The sequence below is a fragment of the Lentzea alba genome, assembly GCF_047445655.1.
Taxonomy (GTDB): Bacteria; Actinomycetota; Actinomycetes; order Mycobacteriales; family Pseudonocardiaceae; genus Lentzea; species Lentzea alba_A.
Genome location: NZ_JAJAEG010000041.1, coordinates 29,221 through 49,401, shown reverse-complemented (window position 1 = coordinate 49,401; position 20,181 = coordinate 29,221). Strand labels below are relative to the sequence as shown.

At 68.4% G+C, this 20,181-nt stretch carries 20 protein-coding genes; 12 read left to right on the top strand and 8 right to left on the bottom strand.

The window, feature by feature from the left end:
• Both LFM09_RS43615 and LFM09_RS43610 read left to right on the top strand, forming a co-directional pair.
• The coding region (locus LFM09_RS43615) for a DUF222 domain-containing protein (RefSeq protein ID WP_414102505.1) at positions 1–955 on the top strand (955 nt) is incomplete at its 5' end.
• Positions 956–1,555: 600 nt separating this feature from the next.
• Positions 1,556–2,071: an FKBP-type peptidyl-prolyl cis-trans isomerase gene (locus tag LFM09_RS43610; protein ID WP_414102504.1), complete on the top strand. Its 516-nt coding sequence runs from the start codon at positions 1,556–1,558 to the stop codon at positions 2,069–2,071.
• A gap of 51 nt (positions 2,072–2,122) precedes the next feature.
• Here LFM09_RS43610 and LFM09_RS43605 read toward each other — a convergent pair whose 3' ends face one another.
• Together LFM09_RS43605 and LFM09_RS43600 are read right to left on the bottom strand one after the other, a co-directional pair.
• Entirely contained in the window at positions 2,123–3,064 is a 942-nt protein-coding gene (locus LFM09_RS43605) for a quinone oxidoreductase family protein (RefSeq protein ID WP_414102503.1), read from the bottom strand.
• 81 nt (positions 3,065–3,145) lie between these two features.
• Entirely contained in the window at positions 3,146–4,732 is a 1,587-nt protein-coding gene (locus tag LFM09_RS43600) for a DUF885 domain-containing protein (protein WP_414102502.1), read from the bottom strand.
• 36 nt (positions 4,733–4,768) lie between these two features.
• Between LFM09_RS43600 and LFM09_RS43595 the strand changes: the two genes are divergently transcribed.
• The 3 genes from LFM09_RS43595 (at position 4,769) to LFM09_RS43585 (ending at position 6,433) form a co-directional block, all read left to right on the top strand.
• Positions 4,769–5,059, top strand: a complete 291-nt coding sequence (locus LFM09_RS43595) for a hypothetical protein (RefSeq protein ID WP_414102501.1) — start codon at positions 4,769–4,771, stop codon at positions 5,057–5,059.
• The gene (locus LFM09_RS43590; RefSeq protein WP_414102500.1) at positions 5,056–5,901 is read left to right on the top strand and encodes an ATP-grasp domain-containing protein; all 846 of its coding nucleotides are present in this window, start codon (positions 5,056–5,058) and stop codon (positions 5,899–5,901) included. Before LFM09_RS43595 ends, LFM09_RS43590 begins: the two co-directional genes overlap by 4 nt.
• Positions 5,902–6,025: 124 nt before the next feature.
• Positions 6,026–6,433, top strand: a complete 408-nt coding sequence (locus LFM09_RS43585; RefSeq protein ID WP_414102499.1) for a hypothetical protein — start codon at positions 6,026–6,028, stop codon at positions 6,431–6,433.
• On the opposite strand, the gene LFM09_RS43580 is transcribed toward LFM09_RS43585, so the two are convergent.
• Positions 6,430–7,767 carry a PLP-dependent aminotransferase family protein gene (locus LFM09_RS43580; protein WP_414102498.1) on the bottom strand — a complete coding sequence of 446 codons (1,338 nt, stop codon included), beginning with the start codon at positions 7,765–7,767 and terminating at the stop codon, positions 6,430–6,432. The genes LFM09_RS43585 and LFM09_RS43580 overlap by 4 nt on opposite strands.
• Positions 7,768–7,811: 44 nt before the next feature.
• Here LFM09_RS43580 and LFM09_RS43575 point away from each other — a divergent pair, with 44 nt between their 5' ends.
• Positions 7,812–8,597, top strand: a complete 786-nt coding sequence (locus tag LFM09_RS43575) for an alpha/beta fold hydrolase (protein WP_414102497.1) — start codon at positions 7,812–7,814, stop codon at positions 8,595–8,597.
• Here LFM09_RS43575 and LFM09_RS43570 read toward each other — a convergent pair.
• Both LFM09_RS43570 and LFM09_RS43565 read right to left on the bottom strand, forming a co-directional pair.
• Positions 8,583–10,160, bottom strand: a complete 1,578-nt coding sequence (locus LFM09_RS43570; RefSeq protein WP_414102496.1) for a cation acetate symporter — start codon at positions 10,158–10,160, stop codon at positions 8,583–8,585. The genes LFM09_RS43575 and LFM09_RS43570 overlap by 15 nt on opposite strands.
• Positions 10,157–10,567: a DUF485 domain-containing protein gene (locus LFM09_RS43565; protein WP_414102495.1), complete on the bottom strand. Its 411-nt coding sequence runs from the start codon at positions 10,565–10,567 to the stop codon at positions 10,157–10,159. The genes LFM09_RS43570 and LFM09_RS43565 overlap by 4 nt, the downstream gene beginning before the upstream one ends.
• Positions 10,568–10,900: 333 nt before the next feature.
• On the opposite strand from LFM09_RS43565, the gene LFM09_RS43560 reads away from it, so the two are divergent.
• From LFM09_RS43560 to LFM09_RS43545, 4 genes are read left to right on the top strand one after another with little or no spacing between them, the layout of a single operon-like run.
• Positions 10,901–13,534, top strand: coding sequence for a nitrate- and nitrite sensing domain-containing protein (locus LFM09_RS43560; protein WP_414102494.1), 2,634 nt, complete (start codon positions 10,901–10,903; stop codon positions 13,532–13,534).
• Positions 13,531–13,950: a roadblock/LC7 domain-containing protein gene (locus LFM09_RS43555; protein ID WP_414102493.1), complete on the top strand. Its 420-nt coding sequence runs from the start codon at positions 13,531–13,533 to the stop codon at positions 13,948–13,950. The genes LFM09_RS43560 and LFM09_RS43555 overlap by 4 nt, the downstream gene beginning before the upstream one ends.
• A gap of 2 nt (positions 13,951–13,952) precedes the next feature.
• A complete protein-coding gene (locus LFM09_RS43550) occupies positions 13,953–14,498 on the top strand; it encodes a DUF742 domain-containing protein (RefSeq protein WP_414102492.1) in 546 nt (181 codons plus the stop codon).
• On the top strand, positions 14,479–15,096 hold the full coding sequence (locus LFM09_RS43545; protein ID WP_414102491.1) for an ATP-binding protein: 618 nt from the start codon (positions 14,479–14,481) through the stop codon (positions 15,094–15,096). Before LFM09_RS43550 ends, LFM09_RS43545 begins: the two co-directional genes overlap by 20 nt.
• A gap of 143 nt (positions 15,097–15,239) precedes the next feature.
• Here the strand turns inward: LFM09_RS43545 and LFM09_RS43540 are convergent, their stop codons facing one another.
• A complete protein-coding gene (locus LFM09_RS43540) occupies positions 15,240–15,821 on the bottom strand; it encodes a hypothetical protein (protein ID WP_414102490.1) in 582 nt (193 codons plus the stop codon).
• Between the two features lie 62 nt (positions 15,822–15,883).
• Positions 15,884–17,440: a carbohydrate-binding protein gene (locus LFM09_RS43535; RefSeq protein WP_414102489.1), complete on the bottom strand. Its 1,557-nt coding sequence runs from the start codon at positions 17,438–17,440 to the stop codon at positions 15,884–15,886.
• A gap of 144 nt (positions 17,441–17,584) precedes the next feature.
• On the opposite strand from LFM09_RS43535, the gene LFM09_RS43530 reads away from it, so the two are divergent.
• Both LFM09_RS43530 and LFM09_RS43525 read left to right on the top strand, forming a co-directional pair.
• Positions 17,585–18,049, top strand: coding sequence for a GbsR/MarR family transcriptional regulator (locus LFM09_RS43530; protein ID WP_414102488.1), 465 nt, complete (start codon positions 17,585–17,587; stop codon positions 18,047–18,049).
• Positions 18,050–18,059: 10 nt separating this feature from the next.
• Positions 18,060–19,154 (top strand): ankyrin repeat domain-containing protein, encoded by a 1,095-nt coding sequence (locus tag LFM09_RS43525; RefSeq protein WP_414102487.1) that lies wholly within the window; start codon positions 18,060–18,062, stop codon positions 19,152–19,154.
• 30 nt (positions 19,155–19,184) lie between these two features.
• Here the strand turns inward: LFM09_RS43525 and LFM09_RS43520 are convergent, their stop codons facing one another.
• Positions 19,185–20,108, bottom strand: coding sequence for a COX15/CtaA family protein (locus tag LFM09_RS43520; protein WP_414102536.1), 924 nt, complete (start codon positions 20,106–20,108; stop codon positions 19,185–19,187).
• Positions 20,109–20,181 lie beyond the last annotated feature (73 nt).

The following is a 20,181-nucleotide window of genomic DNA, read 5'->3' as shown; positions in this document are numbered from 1 at the left end:
GCCCACCGGCGCCGAACTCGCCCCGAAACTCCCCGTCACCGCGTCCGCGGCGGCCGAGGGCGCGTTGTCGGTCGAGCACGTCAAGGTGGTCGCCGAGGTCATGAAGAAGCTGCCCGCCGAAGCCGAAGCCGCGGTGGTCGACTTCGCCCGCGAGCACGAGCCGAGCTCGGTGCGCTCGTTCGGCAGGGAGCTGGCCTACCGGCTCTACCAGGACGATCCCGAGCCGCGCGACTCCGATCCCGCACCGCAGGTCAACGACCTCACGCTGGACTGGCGGGGCGACCTGCTGAAGGTCTCCGGCACGCTGGACAAGATCACCGGCGCCAAGTTCGAAGCGCTGATCGACCCGCTGGCCAAGCCCCGCCCGACCACGCCAGGAGAAGGCCCAGACCCGCGTACCCGCACGCAACGCCAAGGCGACGCGTTCGCTGAGCTGATCGACCTGACGCTACGCGCCGACCAGATGCCCGAACATGGTGGCGAACCGGTCACCCTCACGCTGACCATGCGCTACGAGGACCTGGCCGACCAGCTGGGCGCCGCGACGCTGGACACCCGCGAACGCGTCCCGGCCGACCAGATCCGCCAGCTCGCCTGCAGCGCGGGCATCATCCCGCTGGTCCTGGGCACGCAGTCGCAGCCGCTGGACGTCGGCCGCAAGGCCCGCACCTTCACCGCCGGAATCCGCCGACTCCTGGTCACAAGAGACCGAGGCTGCGCCTTCCCCGGCTGCGACCGGCACCCGAAACACTGCGATGCCCACCACATCCAGCATTGGGCCAACGGCGGCGCCACCTCGGTCGACAACGGCGTGCTGCTCTGCCGCCACCACCACCGGCTGATCCACCACAGCAGCTGGACAGTGAGAATGGCCAACGGCATACCGGTCTTCAGCCCACCGAAATGGCTGGACCCCGACCGCAGACCCAGACGCAACCTCATCAACGCCTTCTAACGGACAGGCCGGTAGCTGTCGCGCCGTCGAACGGCCGCGCCGTATCGCACCGCCACCTCAATGCCTGCACGGCCGATGCCGAAGGCAAGGCGCCCACACGATGGCGATGCGAAGCGAGCCCGAAACTCCTGATCCCGCGTGGCCAACGCCGAAGGTGAGGCACACCCGCAATGGCGAAGCGAAGCGAGCCCGTAAAGGCCTAATACCCGCATAGGTAGCGGTAATCACGGCCACCGACGGTGTCAACGCGCCCACGCACGACGGCGATTGGGGCTTGACTTTGGGTTCGAGGCGCTACCGTTTCGGATCGGCCGGGCGCTTTATCAGCCCGGCTTTTAAAGGCCGACCAGCGCCTCGTAAGGGCCCCGAAGTCAAGCCCCAATCGCAATCGTCGCGCAGCGGCGATGACGCAACCAAAGCTCGTCTAAGGACCCACGCAGCCACCCACGCAAGGCGACCGCCCGCACGCCAGGCGACCCCTCCGCTGGAACCGGCGGCCAACCCACGCAAGCCGACCCGGGACGTGACCCGACCCGACCCCAGCCCCCGCGACGAACCTGCTACACCCCGCTAACACCCCTCCGAATACCCTCACCCACCATGCGTAACGTCCTGCTCATCGCGTCCCTGGCGCTCGCAGCGGCCACCGCCCTCTCGGCGTGCGGCAGCTCGGCCCAGCCCTCGGCGGGCGCGCCGACCACCCCGTGCAAGGCCGAGGACTTCAAGGTCACCGGCGACTTCGGTGCGGCGCCCAAGGTCGAGATCCCGGCTTGCAAGCCCACCGACGAGCTCATCATCAAGGACCTGGTGCAGGGCTCCGGCGCCGAGGTCAAGACCGGCACCACGGCCACGGTCAACTACCAGCTCACGACCTTCTCCGACAAGAAGGTGCTGGACAGCTCCTTCGAGCGCGGTCAGCCGTTCGACGTCGAGAACGTCGGGCAGGCTCCGGTCATCGACGGCTGGAACGAAGGCATCGTCGGGCTCAAGGAGAAGGGGCGGAGGCTGCTGATCGTGCCGCCGGCCAAGGGCTACGGGCAGGGCGGTCAGGGCATCAAGCCGAACGAGACCCTCGTCTTCGTCATCGACGGCGTGAAGGTCAGCCCGGCAGCCTGACGAACAAAGCGACCCCCGGCGCAAAGCGAAGCCGGGGGTCGCCCCTACAACTCAAGGCAGAAGCAGCAGCTTCCCGGTCGTCCGCCGCGACTGCAGGTCGGTGTGCGCCTGAGCCGCCTCCTCCAGCTTGTACCGGCCGCCGATCCGCACGTTCAGCGTCCCGTCGACGATCGCCCCGAACAGATCCGCGGCCCGCCACTCGAACTCCGCGCGGTCCAGCAAGTACGAACCGGTCGACGGCCGCGTCAGATAAACCGACCCGGCCGCGTTCAGCCGCTGCGGATCGACGGGAGGCACCGGCCCGGACGACGCACCGAACAGGGCCAGCAACCCGCGAGGCTTCAAGGAAGCCAAGGACTGGTCGAACGTGTCCCGCCCGACCCCGTCGTACACGACGTCGACCTTGTCGATCTGCGACGCGAAGTCCCCGTAGCGCAGAACCTCATCAGCCCCGGCCTCCCGAGCCAGCGCTTCCTTCTCGTCAGTCGACACGGTCCCGACCACGAAAGCGCCGCGCGCCTTCGCCCACTGCGTCAGCAACAACCCGACGCCACCGGCGGCCGCGTGCACCAGCACCCGGTCGCCTTCCTTCACCACGTGCGTCGAGTGGGTCAGGTAGTGCGCGGTGATGCCCTGCAGCAGAGCGGCCGCCGCCAGCTCCACGTCCAACGACGAAGGAACCCGGACCGCGGCCGAAGCCGGCACCACGACCTCGGACGCGTAGCTGCCCAGCACCGACATCCAAGCCACGCGATCGCCGACCTCAAAAGAGGAGGAGTTCGATGCGATGACCTCGCCCGCACCCTCAAGCCCCAAGGCGGTGGGCAACGGGATCGGGTACTGCCCGCTGCGCTGGTACGTGTCGATGTAGTTGACCCCGGCCGCGCCCACCCGCACCAGCAGCTCGCCGTCACCGGGCTCCGGCGCCGGCACATCCGTGTACGAGAGCACCTCCGGACCACCGGCCGAGCGCACCACCACTGCCTTGGGCATCTGTCCTCCTAGATCGACTCAACCCGGTCAACCCGGGCTCAGACGACGTTGTTCCCGCTCCCACCACGTGGGAGCCAACCGTCAGTCCTCGCCCAGCGCCACTCGGCGGGCGAGCCCGAGCGGCAGAGCGCCGGAGCCTGCGATGCGGTCGTGGAAGTCGCGCAACGACCCCAGCTCCGCCGCCAGGTAGTCCTCCCGGATCTGGTCGATCTCCAGCGCGCCGGTCAGGTACGACGGCGCCTGCGTCGGCCATGCGCAGTACCGCTTGACCTCGCCGGACGCGGTACCGGGCGTCAGGGCCGTGCGCGAGACCATGAACGCCTCCGCCTCGGCAGGCGTCATGTCACCGCAGTGCAGCGCCGTGTCGACGACCATGCGTGCCGCGCGGAACAGGCGCGCCTCGACGTGGCCCATCAGAGCCGCGGGCGTCGTGTAGTAGCCGACGGAACGCAGCAGCTTCTCCGAGTACAGCGCCCAGCCCTCGGAGAAGTACGACGTCCGGAACACCTTCCGCAACGGGTGCGTCGAGCCCTGCGCCGCGACCCAGGCCGCGTGCCAGTGGTGGCCGGGGTAGGCCTCGTGAACCGAGATCGTCGGCAGCTGCGAACGCGCGTTGGTGCGCAAACGCTGTTCCACCTGCTCGGAGGAAGCACCGTCCGGCGTGAACGGGACGAAGAAGTGACCGACACGGCCGGCGGTCAAAGAAGGTGGGCCGAAGTAGCTGGCCACAGAGAGCACGGCGCGGTTGAACGGCGGTGACGGCACGACGCGGCACTCCTCGCCCTCGGGCAGCGTCACCAGGGAGTGCTCGACCAGGGCGGCGCGGGCGCGGGCCGTCTCGGCCTCGTACTCGGCGCGCATCGCCTCCAGCGTCGGCGGGTGGTCGTCCTGCAGCGCGCTCATCGCCGCGCGCCAGTCGGCGGTGCCCGCGAGTGAGATCAGCTCGGCTTCCAGCGACGCGTAGGCGTCCTGGCCGCGCTGGTGCAGCTCCGGGGCGCCGTAGCCGAGCATTTCCTTGTCCTGCAACAGGGTCGAGTAGAGCTTCTCGCCCATGCGCCAGTCGCCGGTCGCGCGCACGGCGAAGTCCTCCAGGAAAGCCACGTGCCGGTCGAACGCCTCGGCGGCAGGTCCGGCGGCCTCCACCAGCTGCGCGCGCAGAGAAAGCGAGGACACCTGCTGGGGCAGCATGTCGATGAGGAACGGGCGGCCCGTCTTCACCTGGCCGAGTGCGCGCTGCACGACCAGCGGCGATGCGAGTGAGGAGTCGAGGTTCGCTTCCGCGGCGGCGAGAAGAGCAGGGACCTCGCGCAGCTTCGAGATGGCCGCGGTGACGAGGTCGGCTTCGGGCAGCAGGCGGTGCAGGAAGGGTGCGAGCAGGCCGTAGAAGACGACGCCCGAGTACTGCTGCGGGTCGCGGCGCCACGATGGCCACGCTTCCATGGCCGAGTCCCCGCGCAGCACGGAGAGGGCGAGGTCGCGGTCCACCGACCGCGGCAACGGCTCCAGCTGTGCCAGCCAGGCGCCCTTTTCCCTGGCGCGTTGTTCGAACGCGGTGGCGGAGAAGTCGCCGAACGTCGAGTAGTGCTCGAGCGAGCCGACCTGCGCGGCGTGGACGGGGTGGTGGTCGAAGTACCACGAGAGGAACGATGTGAGCGTGTCGGTGGTCACCCGACCGAACCTACTCGCTGGTTTTACAGTGTGGGGGTGTCTGATCAAAGCATTCAGAAGCGCATCGCGGAGTTCGTGAAGGCCCACGGCAAGGCGGACGCCGTGGTCAAGGCCGTGGTCGAGCCGATCGGGCGGGCCGGCGCGCGGATCGTGCTGGTCGGCGTGGACGGGGCCATGGGCGACGTCATGGCCAAGGACGTCGAGAGCGCCACGAAGGCCGTTGAGGCCGCCGCCGGTGTCGAGCAGGCCGAATGGGACCGTGAGACGACGGCCGGTACGAAGATCGGTCCCGCGCACCGGCGCAAGATGGCCACGATGCAGTCATGAAGGTCGTGCTCGCGACCTGCGCCGCACTGCCCAAGGGCGATGGTGACGACGACGCGCTGTTCGACGCGCTCCAGCGCGACGGCGTCGACGTCGACTGGCTGACCTGGGGCAGCGACACCGACGCGGACGTGGTCGTGCTGCGCGCCACCTGGGACTACACCGAGCGCCTCGACGACTTCCTGGCGTGGTGCGACCGCATGCCGGGGCTGGCGAACTCCGCCCAGGTGGTGCGGTGGAACACCGACAAGTCGTACCTGGTCGAGCTCGCCGCCCACGGCGTCGCCGTCGTGCCCACCGCCGTCGTGGCGCCGGACGCGGAACCCGACTTCCCCGCCGGGGAGTTCGTGGTCAAGCCGACGATCGGCGCGGGCTCGCGGGGTGCCGGGCGCTTCACCGACCACGCCGAGGCGCTCGCCCACCTGCGTTCCCTTGGCGTGCCCGCACTCGTGCAGCCCTATCAGTCCAGTGTGGACACGAACGGCGAGACCGCGCTGGTGTTCTTCGCCGGCGATTACTCCCACTCGTTCCACAAAGGACCGATGCTCGCGCAGGGCCTCGCCGAGTCCGAGACCGGGCTCTACGTCGTCGAGGAGCTCAAGAGCATCGAGCCGACCGCCGCACAGCGGGAGCTCGCGGTGCAGGTCCTCGACGTCGCCGCTGAGCTGCTCGCGTTGCGGCGCAAGGACTTCCTCTACGCTCGCGTGGACGTGGTCGAGGGTGAGAACGGCGAGCCGCTGCTGCTGGAGCTGGAGCTGACCGAGCCGACGCTCGGCTTCAAGTACACCGATGAAGACGCTGCTTCTCGTTTGAGCGCCGCAATTCGGGCAACAGCGTCTCGATAAGATCAGTCGCAGAGCCAGTTGCGGCAACGAAAGTCTGTCGCACGGCTGGCGGCTGCGGTCCGGGAAAACTCGGGGCTAGCTTCGGAAAGCGTTTTCCAAGCCCCCGAGTTCTCCAGGAGGAACCGTGCTGTCTGCGCTCACCGGAGTGGCCCTCGCGATGGCGGGCCTGGTCGCGCCCCCGTACGCCGGCAACCTCGGCACCACGACGTACCAGGGCTTCGCGACCTTCACCGACGAGTACGAACCTGACTTCAACGTCGTGGCCTGCCCGAAGAACGACCGCCTGCCCAAGCTCCCCGAGGAGTTCGTCACGGGCCTGAACCGCCCGCAGTTCGGCAAGGGCGACAAGAGTCCCAACTGCGGCGTCACGGTCGAGGTCACCGGGCCGAAGGGCAAGTTCAAGGTGCTGATCGTCGACGTCGCCGAGGGCCCGAAGGCCGGGGATCTCAACCTCGACCGCGCCGGGTTCGCCAAGATCGCGAACGTCGACGACGGCCGCGTGAAGATCAGCTGGAAGGTCGCCGCGCCCTAGCCCGGGAGCTCCGGTGTGCCGCGGGCGATTCCGGCCAGCACCTCCAGCGCCGCGCTCAGCGTCTCGATCGGAGGAGAGGCGAGCGCCAGCCGCACCGCGTTGGGTGCCTGCGCGGTACCGGTGGCGAACGAGGCAGCCGGCGTGATGGCGATGCCGTGCCGGGCGGCCGCGGCGACGAACGTGTCGGCCCGCCACGGCGAAGGCAGCTCCCACCAGCAGTGGTAAGAGGCGGGATCGGCGTGCACGGCGAACCCCGCCAGCCGCTCCGCCACGAGGCGCTGCCTGGCCGCCGCGTCGGCGCGTTTGGCGAGCTGGATGGCGGCCGCGGTGCCGTCGGCGATGTGGTGCGCCGCCACTTCGACGGCGAACCGCGGCGCCGTCCAGCCACCGCCCCTGATCGCGGCGGCCAGCTGGTCGGCGAGCCCGGCCGGTGGCACGACGAAGCCGAGGGTCAGCCCCGGCGCGATCCGCTTGGACAGGCTGTCGATGAACACCGTGCGGTCCGGTGCCAGGGCGGCCAGCGGCGTCTCGTCGCACAGGAACGTGTAGATGCCGTCCTCGATGATCGGCACGTCGATCGCCTCGATCGCCGCGACCACCGAGGCTCTGCGGTCGTCCGGCATCGTCATGCCGAGGGGGTTGTGCAGGGCGGGCTGCAGGTAGACCGCGCGCACCGCCGCCGCGCGCAGAGCGTCGGGCAGCACGCCGTGCGAGTCCATCTCCAACGGCACCAACGTGATCCCGAGCCGTGCGGCGATCGTCTTGACCACCGGATAGGTGAGCGCCTCGACCCCGAGCCGGCCACCGACCGGCACCAGCGCGGCCATCGCGGCCGCGATCGCCTGCTTTCCGTTGCCGGTCACCAGAATCCGCTCGGGATCCGGCTGCCAGCCGTCGCGTGCCAACAGGTCCGCCGCGGCGGTGCGCAGTGGTGCGGTCGCGGTGACGGTGCCGGCCTGCAGGGCGTCCGCCAGCACGTCCGGACGCAGGATCGTGGTCAAGCTGGTCGCGAGCATCCGCGACTGCTCGGGCAGCACCGGGAAGTTCAGCTGCAGATCCACCGGCGCCCCACCGGGTTCGGCGATCGCGGGCTCCTCGGTCCGGGCCCGGACGAACGTGCCGCGGCCGACCTCGCCGGTGACCAGCCCGCGGCGGACGAGTTCGCCGTACACCCGCGCCGCGGTGGAGTTGGCGATGCGGTGCCGCCGGGCGAACGTCCGCTGCGGGGCGAGCCGCTCGCCGGGACGCAGGCGCCCGCGTGCGATGTCCGCGGCGACCGCGTCGGCGATCCTGCGGTAGTCCTCCACGACGTCCCCCAATTGCACCGAGAGCATTGTTCTCATTGTACTGAGCTGATGCTCCGAATACGGTCGAATGCATGAGCTTCGCGACCGTCAACGGCATCACCATCGGCTACGACGACGAGGGCACCGGCAACGACGTTCTGGTGCTGGTGCACGGACATCCGTTCGACCGCACCATGTGGCGTCCGCAGGTCGAGCACTTCAGCAAGGCCGGCTGGCGGGTGATCGCGCCGGACCTGCGCGGCTACGGGGAGAGCACGGTCGTGCCGGGCATCACACCGCTGCCGGTGTTCGCCGCCGACATCGTCGCGCTGCTCGACCACCTCGGTGTCGGCGGGTTCGTGCTGGGCGGGCTCTCGATGGGCGGGCAGATCGTCATGGAGTGCGTCCGCTCGTTCTCGCGCGGGATTCGCGGGCTCGTGCTCGCCGACACGTTCGCTCAGGCGGAGACCGAGGAGGGACGCCGGAGCAGGCACGAGATGGCGGACCGGCTGCTGCGCGAGGGCATGTCCGGGTACGCCACCGAGGTGCTGTGGAAGATGGTGGCGCCGCACAACAAGGAAGCCGGCGAGCACGTGTCTCGGATGATGCACGCCGCACCACCGGCCGGTGCCGCGGCCGCTCTGCGCGGCCGGGCGGACCGGCCCGACTACAGCGCGCTGCTCGGCACGATCACCGTGCCCACCCTGGTGGTGGTCGGCAGTGAGGACGAGTACACCCCGCTGGCGGACGCGTGGTACCTGCACGAGTGCGTTCCAGGTTCGACGCTGGCCGTGGTCAACGGTGCTGCGCACATGCCGAACCTGGAACGCCCCGAGGAGTTCAACAAAGTGGTGGAACTGCTGCTAGCGCAGGCCTGACCCGATGCCGGTGAGCCCGCGGACCTCCATCTCCGACTGCTTGGCCGGATCCGCGGGTTCCTTGCTCAGCATCGTGCCCAGGAACCCGGCCAGGAACGACAGCGGGATCGACACGATGCCGGGGTTGCTGAGCGGGAAGAACGCGAAGTCGGCGTCCGGGAACACCGACGACTTCGAGCCGGAGATGGCAGGGGAGAACGCGATGAGCAGCACGCACGACGTGAGGCCGCCGTAGATGCTCCACAACGTGCCGCGTGTGTTGAACCGCTTCCAGAACATGGAGTAGAGCAGCGTCGGCAGGTTCGCCGAGGCCGCCAGCGCGAACGCCAATGCGACCAAGAAGGCAACGTTCTGCCCGTTTGCCGCGATACCGCCGAAAATCGCGAGCACACCGACGCACACCGCGGTGATGCGCGCGACGCGGACCTCGTCGCGCGGATCGGCGTCACCGTGCTTGATGACGTTCGCGTAGACGTCGTGCGCGAACGACGCGGAAGCGGTCAGCGTCAGGCCCGCCACCACGGCGAGGATCGTCGCGAACGCCACCGCGCACACGATGCCCAGCAGGACCGTGCCGCCGATCTGGAACGCCAGCAGCGGCGCCGCGGAGTTCTCACCGCCCGGCGCACCGGTGATCTTGTCGGTGCCGACCAGCGCCATCGCGCCGAAGCCGATGACCAGGGTGCACGAGTAGAAGATGGCCATCATCCAGGTGGCCCACACGACCGACTTCCGCGCCTCGCGGGCGTTCGGCACGGTGTAGAAGCGCATCAGCACGTGCGGCAGCGAAGCGGTGCCGAGCACCAGAGCCAGAGCCAGGGACAGGAAGTCGATCTTCGACAGATCCGTCGCGCCGTACTTCACGCCCGGCGCCAGCACCGCCTCGCCCAGCGGCGACTTCTGCGTCGCGCGGTCGAGCATCGCGGACATGTCGAAGCCGAACTTGCCGATCAGGAAGATCGTCAGCAGCGACACCGACAGGATCAGCAGGACGGCCTTGATGATCTGCACCCACGTGGTGCCCTTCATGCCGCCGACCAGCACGTACAGCACCATGACGATGCCCACGACGGCGATGATGATCGCCTGGCCGACGGAGCTGTGCACGTCCAGCAGCAGCGCCATCAGACCGCCGGCGCCCGCCATCTGCGCGATCATGTAGAAGAGCGAGATGACCAGCGTCGCGTTGGCCGCGGCGGCGCGCACGGGGCGCTGGCGCATGCGGAACGCCATGACGTCGCCCATGGTGAAGCGGCCGGTGTTGCGCAGGCGTTCCGAGATGAGCATGAGGCCGATCAGCCAGGCGACGACCCACCCGATCGAGTAGAGGAAGCCGTCGTAGCCGTTCACGGCGATGGCACCGGAGATTCCCAGGAACGACGCCGCCGAGAGGAAGTCACCCGACAGAGCGATGCCGTTCTGCGTGCCCGTGAAGCTGCTGCCCGCCGCGTAGTAGTCCGACGCACTCACGTTCCGCGTCGAGGCGCGATACACGATGTAGAGCGTCAGGAGTACGAAGATGCCGAAGACGGACAGGTTGATTGCGGTGTTCGCCCCGGTCACGCGAGCTCCTCATCGGTTTCTGCGAGCGCGCGGACCTTCTCGACCTGAGGGTCGAGCTTCCTCTTGGAGTAACGGGCATACGCCATTGTGATGATGATGGTCGTCACGAACTGGAGGAATCCCATCGTGAGACCAACGTTCACTGTTCCGAACAGAGGAGTGCTCATGAAGTCGGCGGCGTAAGCCGAAAGCAATACAAACGTGACATACCAAGCGAGGAACAGCAGTGTTGCGGGGAGAATAAATCGCGTCACCCGCCGCTTCAGCTGAAGAAATTCCTCACTCGTTTGGATGGCACCGAAATCGGGCTCACCGTCACCATCGATCAGCAATGAGTGATGGGGGTCTTCAAAGGTCGCGAATCCGGGCTGCGCCGGGCGTGACACGGAGGGCAGCGCCTTCGTCATCAACCGCTCGCATTCGTTACGGGGAGTACCCGCCGAGCGCCTGCGCGGAGGCTGCGATCGGACCGGGGGTGGAGGGCGCAAGCGTAACCACGCGTGGCGGCGAGTCAATCCCTTGAGCTGTGAGGACCACCCCAAGAGGTGGGTCATCACACTGGGTGATCGGTTGAGCACGCCCCAGGTCGTTGTCGCGTCACGCTCTCTGGCCTACTATCCGCTAACACCCGATACAGCCGATCTAGATATCGAGCGGCGGGGGTCTCAACTCGCGGGGATTCACCAGGCCAGGAGGTAGCCGATAGTGGGGCACTTCGAGCGCGCCTTGGGGATCATTTCGTGAATGTCGAGTGGAGAAAGATCAGTGACTGGCGCAACTGGCGCCTGCCGGTCAAGCTCGGCGTCGTGCTGCTGGTCCCGGTCGCGGTGGCCGTCGGCGCCGGCGCACTGCAGATCTCCGGTTACGTCGACCGGTCGAACAACTACGTGCAGATGCAGGGTCTGGTCCGGCTGCGTGCCGATCTCGCGCCGTTGATCTCCAGCGTCCAGCAGGAACGCACGCTCGCCGCGCAGAGCGCGACCAGTGGTTCCGGCGTCGGCGCCTATCAGAACCAGATCAGCGCCACGGACAACGCCGGCGCGACCGTCCGCCGCCGGGTCGACCGCACCGACGGCCTCTCCGACGTGGCGCGCAACCGGTTCGTCGAGCTCACCGGCCAGCTCGACACGTTGAAGAGCGTGCGCGAGAAGGTCGTGCAGGGCGGCGAGGGCGGCGACCCGACCGGCGGCACCGCCGGGTACACGACCGTCGTGAAGTCGTTGCTGGACTTCGAACAGGCGCTCATCAGCCAGTTCGGCGACCAGGCCATCTCGGGCACCGCGCTCGCGCTGCACAACATGGTCATCGCGCAGGAGCAGGTCTCCCAGCAGCACTCGATCGTCTTAGCCGGAATCGGCCGCGGCAAGCTCCTCGGTCCGGAGATCCGCGCGCTGGAGCAGTCCGACATCCGGCTGCAGGACCGCCTCGGCGACTTCCAGGCCATCGGCACGACCGAACAGCGCCGTGCCTACGACCAGACCGTGACCGGCGCCGTCGTCGCGAACCGCACCGCACTCGTGGAACGCGCGCTGACCCAGCCCGACGGCGTGCCCACGACCACCCGGCCCGGCCAGCCGAAGCCGCCGCCGTCGTTCGGCATCGCCGTGGACGAGTGGAACAACGCGTCCGGCACCACCACCCGCCTGATGGAGAAGGTCACCCGCGAACTGCAGGACCAGCTCGCGAACTCGGCCGCCGTGCTGCAGGACGACACGTCCAACAAGGCCGGTGCCGCCGCGGTGATCCTGCTGGCGATGCTGCTCGTCGCCGTGACGCTCGGCTTCGTCATCGGCCGCTACCTGCTGCGGTCGCTGTCCGAGCTGCGGCACTCCGCGCTCGACGTGGCGCACCACCACCTGCCCGAGGTCGTCGCCGCGATCCGCGCCGACCGCAAGCCGGACACCGAGATCGAGCCGGTGCCCGTGCACACCAGCGAGGAGTTCGGCCAGCTGGCGCGCGCGTTCGACGCCGTGCACGAGCAGGCCATCCGGTCCGCCGTCGAGCAGTCGACGCTGCGGTCGGGCATGAAGAACATCTTCGTCAACCTGTCGCGCCGCTCGCAGGGTCTCGTCGAGCGCCAGCTCAAGCTCATGGAGGAGCTGGAGCGCCACGAGGAGAACCCCGAGCAGCTCGCGAACCTCTTCAAGCTCGACCACCTCGCGACGCGCATGCGCCGCAACAACGAGAACCTGATGGTGCTGTCCGGCACCGACGTCGCCCGCCGGTTCCACCAGCCGGTGCCGCTGGCGGACGTGCTGCGCGCCGCGGCGTCGGAAATCGAGCACTACCAGCGAGTCGTGGTGAAGTCGACGCCGTCCGTGGAGATCGTCGGCTACGCGGCCAGCGACCTCGTGCGCCTGGTCGCCGAGCTGCTGGACAACGCCACCGCGTTCTCCGCGCCCAGCACGCAGGTGGTGATCGGCTCGCGGATCGACCAGCAGGGCCAGGTGCTCGTAGAGGTCGCGGACCAGGGCATCGGCATGGGCCCGGCCGAGCTGACCGAGGCGAACCAGCGCCTTTCCTCCGGCAACGAAGACGACGTGCCTGTCTCACGGCAGATGGGTCTGTTCGTCGTCGGTCGTCTCGCGTCACGCCACGGCGTCACGGTGCGCCTGCGTGCACCGGGGGATGGACGCGAGGGCCTGCGGGCGTTCGTTCTCGTGCCGTCGGAGCTCGTCCGCTCGCACGAGGAGACCCCGGCCACCGCGCAGCCGCGCCACGCCGCGCTGCCGCAGCCGAAGCAGGCGCTCAAAGAGCCGCACGTGGTCGTGAAGACTCCGAACCTCGCCCCGATGAATCCGGCTCAGGCGCCCGCACCCGCCCCGGCGATCGACCACCCGCGCGAGTCGGGCGAGTGGACGTCGTTCCGCGGCGCGGCGATCGAGGAACCGCTGCCGCAACGGGGTCCGCGGCACGCTCCGGCCGTGGAGAAGCCGGTGCCTGTCGAGACGCCAGTTGAGACGACGTCTTCTTGGTTTTCCGGCAGCGGAGCATCGGACGAACCGCTCAACGGTGATCATTCGCCGCCGGTGTCGACTCCTGGCGCTCCACCTGCGTCGTCACCCTCCGCAGTGGCGTCCTGGTTCGGCAAGAAGCCCGGCGGGACGGTCTGGGAACAGGCCGGCGACCCCGCGACGGACGCCGGCGAGACCGATGCCGGGTTGCCGAAACGCGCGCCGCGTAAGAATCTGCTCCCCGACCTCGCGGAACGTCCTGGAAACGGCACACGCCCTGCCGTGGGCCCGAAGCGCGATCCGGAACGAGCACGAGGCTTTCTCGCCAGCTACCAGACAGGCCTGCGACAGGCCCCGCTGGGCAGCAACGGGAATGGAAACGGCCAGGGGAACGGCCAGTTGAACGGGGAGAAGTCATGAGCACGCCTCAGTCGCGCCAGGTGGACCAGTTCGGCTGGCTCATCACGAACTTCACCGATCGCGTACCCGGTGTCGCGCACGCGATCGTGATCTCGGTGGACGGCTTGCTGCTCACCAAGTCCACCGGTCTGCCACCCGACCGCGCCGAGCAGCTGGCCGCCATCGCGTCCGGTGTCGCGGCGCTCACGATGAGTGCTTCACGATGCTTCGAAGGTGGCGGAGTGTTGCGCACCGTGATCGAGATGGACTACGGGATCATGCTTCTCATGTCCATTCGAGACGGGTCTTGTTTGGCGGTTCTCGCCGCCCCCGACAGCGACGTCGGCCAGGTCGCCTACGAGATGACAGTGGTCGTCGACCAGGTGGGCCAGATCCTCACCCCCGAACTGCGAGCGCAGCTGCACAGCGTGAGGTGATCATGAGTTCGGCCGCTGACGCGCACCGGCGACGCAGGCGGGCTGAGTCGCCCGCCGAGCAGACGTTCGCCGACCTGATGAACGGGTTCTCCCTGGACTCGGGTCGCAAGCGAACGCGCACTGAGTCCCCGGTGCCCGCGCGGGAAGTGACTCCCGTTGTACCGCAAGACGTTTCCCCGGTGTTCGACGCTCCTCCGCCGGAGCCGCCGGACGCCTCGATCGTGCGTGCATATGCCTGGACGGGTGGGCGCACACGGTCCAACATCAACCTCGAGATCGAGACACTTGTCTCCGCCAATGATCAGAGTCGGCAGTCTGCAGGTATCTTGCAGGCTGAGCACCAACGCGTTGTCGAGCTGTGTCACTCCCCGCGATCCGTCGCGGAGGTGGCCGCACTGATGCGGCTCCCACTGGGAGTCGTGAAGGTGTTGCTCGGCGACATGGCGGAACGAGGTCTGGTGGACGTGCACCAGACCGCTTCCGCGGGCGGTGACACGCCGGACCTCGGGTTGATGGAGAGAGTGCTGAGTGGACTACGTCGGCTCTAGATTTCCCGAATTCGGGCCCCCTGGGCCGCCCGGACGGGAGCTGACCTCGGCCAAAGTCGTTGTCGCCGGTGGCTTCGGCGTCGGCAAGAGCACCTTCATCCGGTCGATCGTGGAGAACGATCTGCTGACCATGACAGCGCTCCCACCGGAACGCGCCGGTCTGGTCACCGAGCTGGTGCGAATCCAGTTCGGCCGCGTGTGGCTCGACCCCGGCCTGGCGCTGCACCTGTTCGTGGCTCCGCAGTGGCAGGACCCGCGTGCGGGCTGGGGCGACGTGGTGCGCGGCGCCGTCGGTGCGGTGGTGCTGTTCGACGTGATGCGGCCCGCGGACTCCGTGGACGCGATGCGGTACTTCGAAGACCACCGCATCCCGTACGTGCTGGCGTTGAACAACGTGCACGCGTCGGTGCGGTCGGACGTGAAGGCGATCATCCGCGGGATGGGCATCGCTCCCGAGGTGCCGGTCGTGAACTGCGACCCTCGGGTGCGGCTGTCGGTGCGGGAGACGCTGATCTCGCTGGCCGAACACGCGAAGCTGGACCGGTGGCGGCGCCGTCCCGGGCCGGACGAGACGACGCCGCTCGCGCCTGTCTGCTGACCTGGAATCTCTAAAACTGTCTCAAGCCTTCATTAAGTGAAGTGTGCTCCAGATCACATGACCTTAGTTTGGGGTCATGAGGCTGTTGCTGTGGTTCGGGCTGGTGTGCATGTGCGCGCTCGGCGGTGACCACCTGCTCGCGATCACGGCGGGGATGATCCTCGTCGGGTGCGCGACAGACCGTGTTCGCCGCTGAGCGTGCCGAAAATCGCCCACAACACGCCGGTTCCGGCGTACGCGATGAGACCAAAGACTCGGTATCCGTCGAAGCTGTCCGACGTTTCCAGGGGAATCAGGGCGAACGCGGTCGCCGTGCAGTAGGCGACGGCGAGTGCCACGAGCACCGCCCTCGCCGGGCCGCGCAGCCGGGTCGTCGAGGCCACCACGACGCTGGCGGGCGCGACCAGGAACAGGTCGAAGGGCGGGCCGATCGCGCGGAACGCGGCGTTCATGGCCGCGAAGAGCAGCATGGCCGTGCACATGACGGCGAGGGCCACGACGGTCGCTCGCCGGCCGCCGGCGATGACGCCGCGGAGGCTCCACAGTCCCGCGCCGATGAGCACCTCGGGCACCGTGCCCATCACCAGGCCCCAGCGGTGCATGTCCCAGCCGAGGATCTCGTGCTCGATGTTGTACGACGTCGGGCCGTGGGTGAGCGTGAACGGCAGGAAGGTGACGGCCGCGATGAGCCCGCCCGTGATGAGGGCCGTGCGTGGCAGATCCATCCGTCACCTCCCGCCGCGATACTCACTTGTCGCCGCGTCGCGGGAACGAGTTACGCCGGCTCCTACCCGACGTCGAGGTAGTCGAGGTTCGGCGCGCCGTTGGCGGTCGTCGCCGTCACCCGGATCTTGTTCTCCCCGGCCTGCAACGTGACGGGTATCTGCACGGACAGGTAGTTCGTCCACGCTCCGGTCCCGGCGAACGCCAGCTCGTCGCGCGCCAGAGACCCGTTCACCGTCACGTCCAACGGTCGCGAGGCCGTGGTCCCGTTGGCGTACCCGAAGGAGAGCGTCGCGGCGCCACCGGAAGCGGAGTTGATCGTCCACTCGACGTACGGCCCCACCGCGTTGCTCGTGTTGACGAACCCGGTTCCCGAGAAGCCGACGTGGTTCGACTCGACGACGCCCTGCGAGATCACCGCGGACTCGGCCTCGTACCGCGACACCGACCCGTTGCGCGTCACCCGGTACATGACGGTCCCGTGCGCCGGCACGGACGCGCTGATCGTTCCGGACGTCGTGCGCACCTGCTTCGACCACAGGTCCTTCAGCGTGTAGAACGACCCGCCGCCGAGCCCGATCGCCGAGGCGGTGGTCGAGATGGTCTGGGTCGAGGTGGTCTCGTTGGACAGCGCCACGGCCCGGTCGCCGTTCGCGAGCACCTTCGAGTAGACGACGCGCCCGGACGAGGACGAGACGACGGTTCCCTGACGCCCCAACGGATCCTGGTCCACCGCGATCACGTCGGTGTTCTTCAGGATCGTGAAGGTGTCCTCGTTGACCTTGCGCAGGTCCGAGCCGATCAGCAGCGGTGCCGCCATGATCGCCCACAGCGAGAAGTGCGTCCGGTACTCGGTGGCCGTCATGCCGCCGTTGCCGACCTCCAGCATGTCCGGGTCGTTCCAGTGCCCCGGCCCGGCGTACTGGGCGAGCCCGCGGTTCGCCTGTGCTTTGCCGATCATCGACGACCAGTTGTCGGAGATGTCACCGGTGGTGCGCCACAGGTTCCCGACCGGCTCGCCCCACGTCCAGACCTTCGGGTTGGTCCGGCCCCACTCGCAGATCGAGTACACGATCGGCCGGCCGGTGCGCGCCAACGCGTCCCGCATCGCCTTGTAGCGCTGCTGGGCGTCGACGCCCTGGTTGTTGCAGTTGTCGTACTTCAGGTAGTCGATGCCCCACGAGGCGAACAGGTTCGCGTCCTGCTGCTCCTTGCCCAGCCCGCCGGGGAAGCCCGCCGTGTTGCACGTCTTGGTGCCGGCCGAGGTGTAGATGCCGATCTTCAGTCCCTTGGAGTGCACGTAGTCCGCGACGGCCTTGATGCCGTTGGGGAAGCGCACCGGGTCGGGCACCAGGTTGCCGGACGAGTCGCGGGACGTCTTGGCCCAGCAGTCGTCCAGGTTCACGTACTGGTAGCCCACGTCCTTCAGACCGCGTGACACGAAGATGTCCGCGATGCCCTTCACCATGGCCTCGTTGAAGTCCGCGCGGCAATGCGTCGCGTTCCAGTTGTTGAAGCCCATCGGGGGAGTGCGGGCCAGGCCGTTCTCCAACGCCAACGCTTCCGTTGCGGGCGTGAGGCCGACGACTAACACCGCCGCTAACAAGGCTTTTCTGAGCATGATCAGCCTTCCGGTCGTCAAGGGACCGCGGCGGCGCACCCAAGTGTGACTTGCGAGGCAGGAAAGTCAATCCATTGACAAGCGATGACACGTTGACAAGATCGCTACGATGATTTCAGTGTTGACCGAAAGGAATCACTCGAAATGAGCGTTGGCAGGGAAACTCGCCTCTCGGCCTGGATCGAGCGGTTCGCGGCCCACTTCGCCGAGGAGGGCATTCCGCTGATCGGCGGCCGCATCCTCGGCTACCTCCTGGTGTGCCAGCCGGTGGAGCGCACCGCCGCCGAACTGTCCCAGGAGCTGGAGGCCAGCAGCGGGTCGATCAGCACGAACCTGAAGTACCTGGTCAACGTCGGCCTGGTGACCAAACGGACCCGGCGCGGCCGGCAGGCGGCGGAGTACCGGATCAACGAGAAGGCCTGGACGGACTTCATCCAGCGCAAGCTCAACGCGATCGCGAGCGTGCAGACGCTGACCGACGACGGCATGCGGCTGATGAGCGGCGACCCGGAGCGCGCGATGCGGCTCAAGACCGTCGACCACCTCTACGGTTGGCTGTCAGCAGAACTTCCCGCTTTGTGGGAGCGCAGGCCCGCGTCACCGAAGTAGCGTGGGTGGCATGTGGCACCCGTTTCGCGACGACATCGAGTACTACGAGGAGCGAGCCCGAGGACTGCTCGCTTCGGCGTGGGACGGCGTGCCCGGCGCTCTGGAGATCTTCGACGACGTACCGCTGACGGACGAGGGTGCGCACACCGTTCTCGCACAGGCCCACGGGTGTGAGGACTGGAAGGCGCTCAAGGCGAACATCCGCAAGCCCAGGCCGTTCGCCCGCGCCTACCAGGCCATCGAGATGCAGAACCCCGGTGAGCTCAAGGCGATCATCACGCGCGACCCGTGGCTGGTGAAAGCCAGCGGTACCAACGGGAACGACCTGCTGGGGCTCTCCGCGGCCAAGTGCGACGAGCGGCTGGTCGAGGTGCTGCTCAACGTCGGCGCGGACATCAACCACCAGAACGTGCACGGCTGGACCGCGTTGCACCAGGCGGCCTACGCGAACCTCCCGCACCTGGCCCGGCTGCTGCTCGACAGCGGCGCCCGCACGGATCTCGAAGCCCGTGGCGAGGGCGGCACCCCGCTCACCGTCGCGTTGTTCTGGGGCAACCGGGAAACGGCGGAACTGCTGGGCGTGCACCCGCCGAACCTGCGCACCGCGGCTGGCCTGGGCAACCTCGACCTCGCCACCGAGCCGGAGGCCAAGCGCGGCTATTACCGGCCGCACAGCGGTTTCCCGCGCTGGTGGCCGACGAACGACCCGCAGGAAGTGCTCGACGAGGCGCTGTCGTGGGCCGCGCGCAATGACCGGGTCGAGGTCTTCGGCGACCTGCTGAAGCGCGGCGCCCGGATCGACGCGGACGTCTACCGCGGCACGGCGCTGGCGTGGGCGGCGTGGTGCGGCCTGGAGAACGCCACCCGCACGTTGCTGGACCTGGGCGCGAATCCCAACCAGCGCACGGGTTTCGGCGGTCCGATGCACGGCGAGGGCGTGACGGCGCTGCACCTCGCGGCCGAGCGCGGCCACCTGCCGATCATCCGGATCCTGCTCGACGCGGGCGCCGACAGGTCCATCAAGGACGGCAACTTCGAGGCCACGCCCGCGAACTGGGCAGGGCACAACGACAATGCGGAGGCTCAGGCCCTCTTGAGCGCCTGATCACCGGCCGGCGGCGACCTCCTGCCGCGCTCAGGCCTTGCTGAGCTCTTGATCTCCAGCGGGCAGCTCGACCTCGTGCGTGCGTTCGCGCGAGGACGTCCACAACGACGCCGTGGCAACGACAACGGCCCCAGCACCCAGCACGTGGATCGACACGAGCACCTCGGGCACGCCGGTCCAGTACTGGACCATGCCCAGCGCGCCCTGAGCGAGCACGACGCCGACGAGCGTCCAGTACGTGCGGGTCCTCGTGAAGAACCCGACCGCGATCAGCAGGCCCAGGAACAGGAACAGCAGGTCCGCGTGGATCTGCGCGAGCGTCTCGACCTCGATGCCCAGCCGCGGCGTCGAAGCGTCACCCGCGTGCGGCCCCGCGGCCGTCACCCAGGTACCCGCGAGCAGCAACGCGCCCAGCACACCGGCCATGACGACCTGGAGCTTCATCAACGGCGCGGGCACCAGCAGACGTGCCGGACCATCGCCTTCGCGCAGCGAGCTGACGAGCAGCACTGCCAGCCACACCAGGACCATCGAGATCATGAAGTGAACGGACACGGTGTACCAGGCAAGGCCGGTCAGCACCGTGATGCCGCCGACGACCGCCTGCAGCGCCACGCCACCGAGCTGGATCAGCGACAGCACGAGCACCCGCTTGCGCCGCGGCAGGTTGAACCACGCCGCCAGCACGCACAGGCCCGCGATGACGCCGACGACACCGGTGAGCGTCCGGTTGCCGAACTCGACCCACTGGTGCAGGGCCGCGACCTCGGGGTGCTGCACCGGGACAACGCTGCCCTCGACGCACTCGGGCCACGTCGGGCAGCCGAGCCCGGAGCCGGTGACGCGGACGATCGACCCGGTCACCGCGATTCCGGCCTGCGCGATGACGACGGCAATCGCGAGCGCGCGCTGCCAGGAAACGAGGAGGGCGGTCAGCTTCGACACGCCACTGATGGTAGGTGGCTGCGCCAATTCCTAGACGCCAGGGGTTCGGTCGTGAGTGGTTGTGGTCGCTGGGGCGACCACA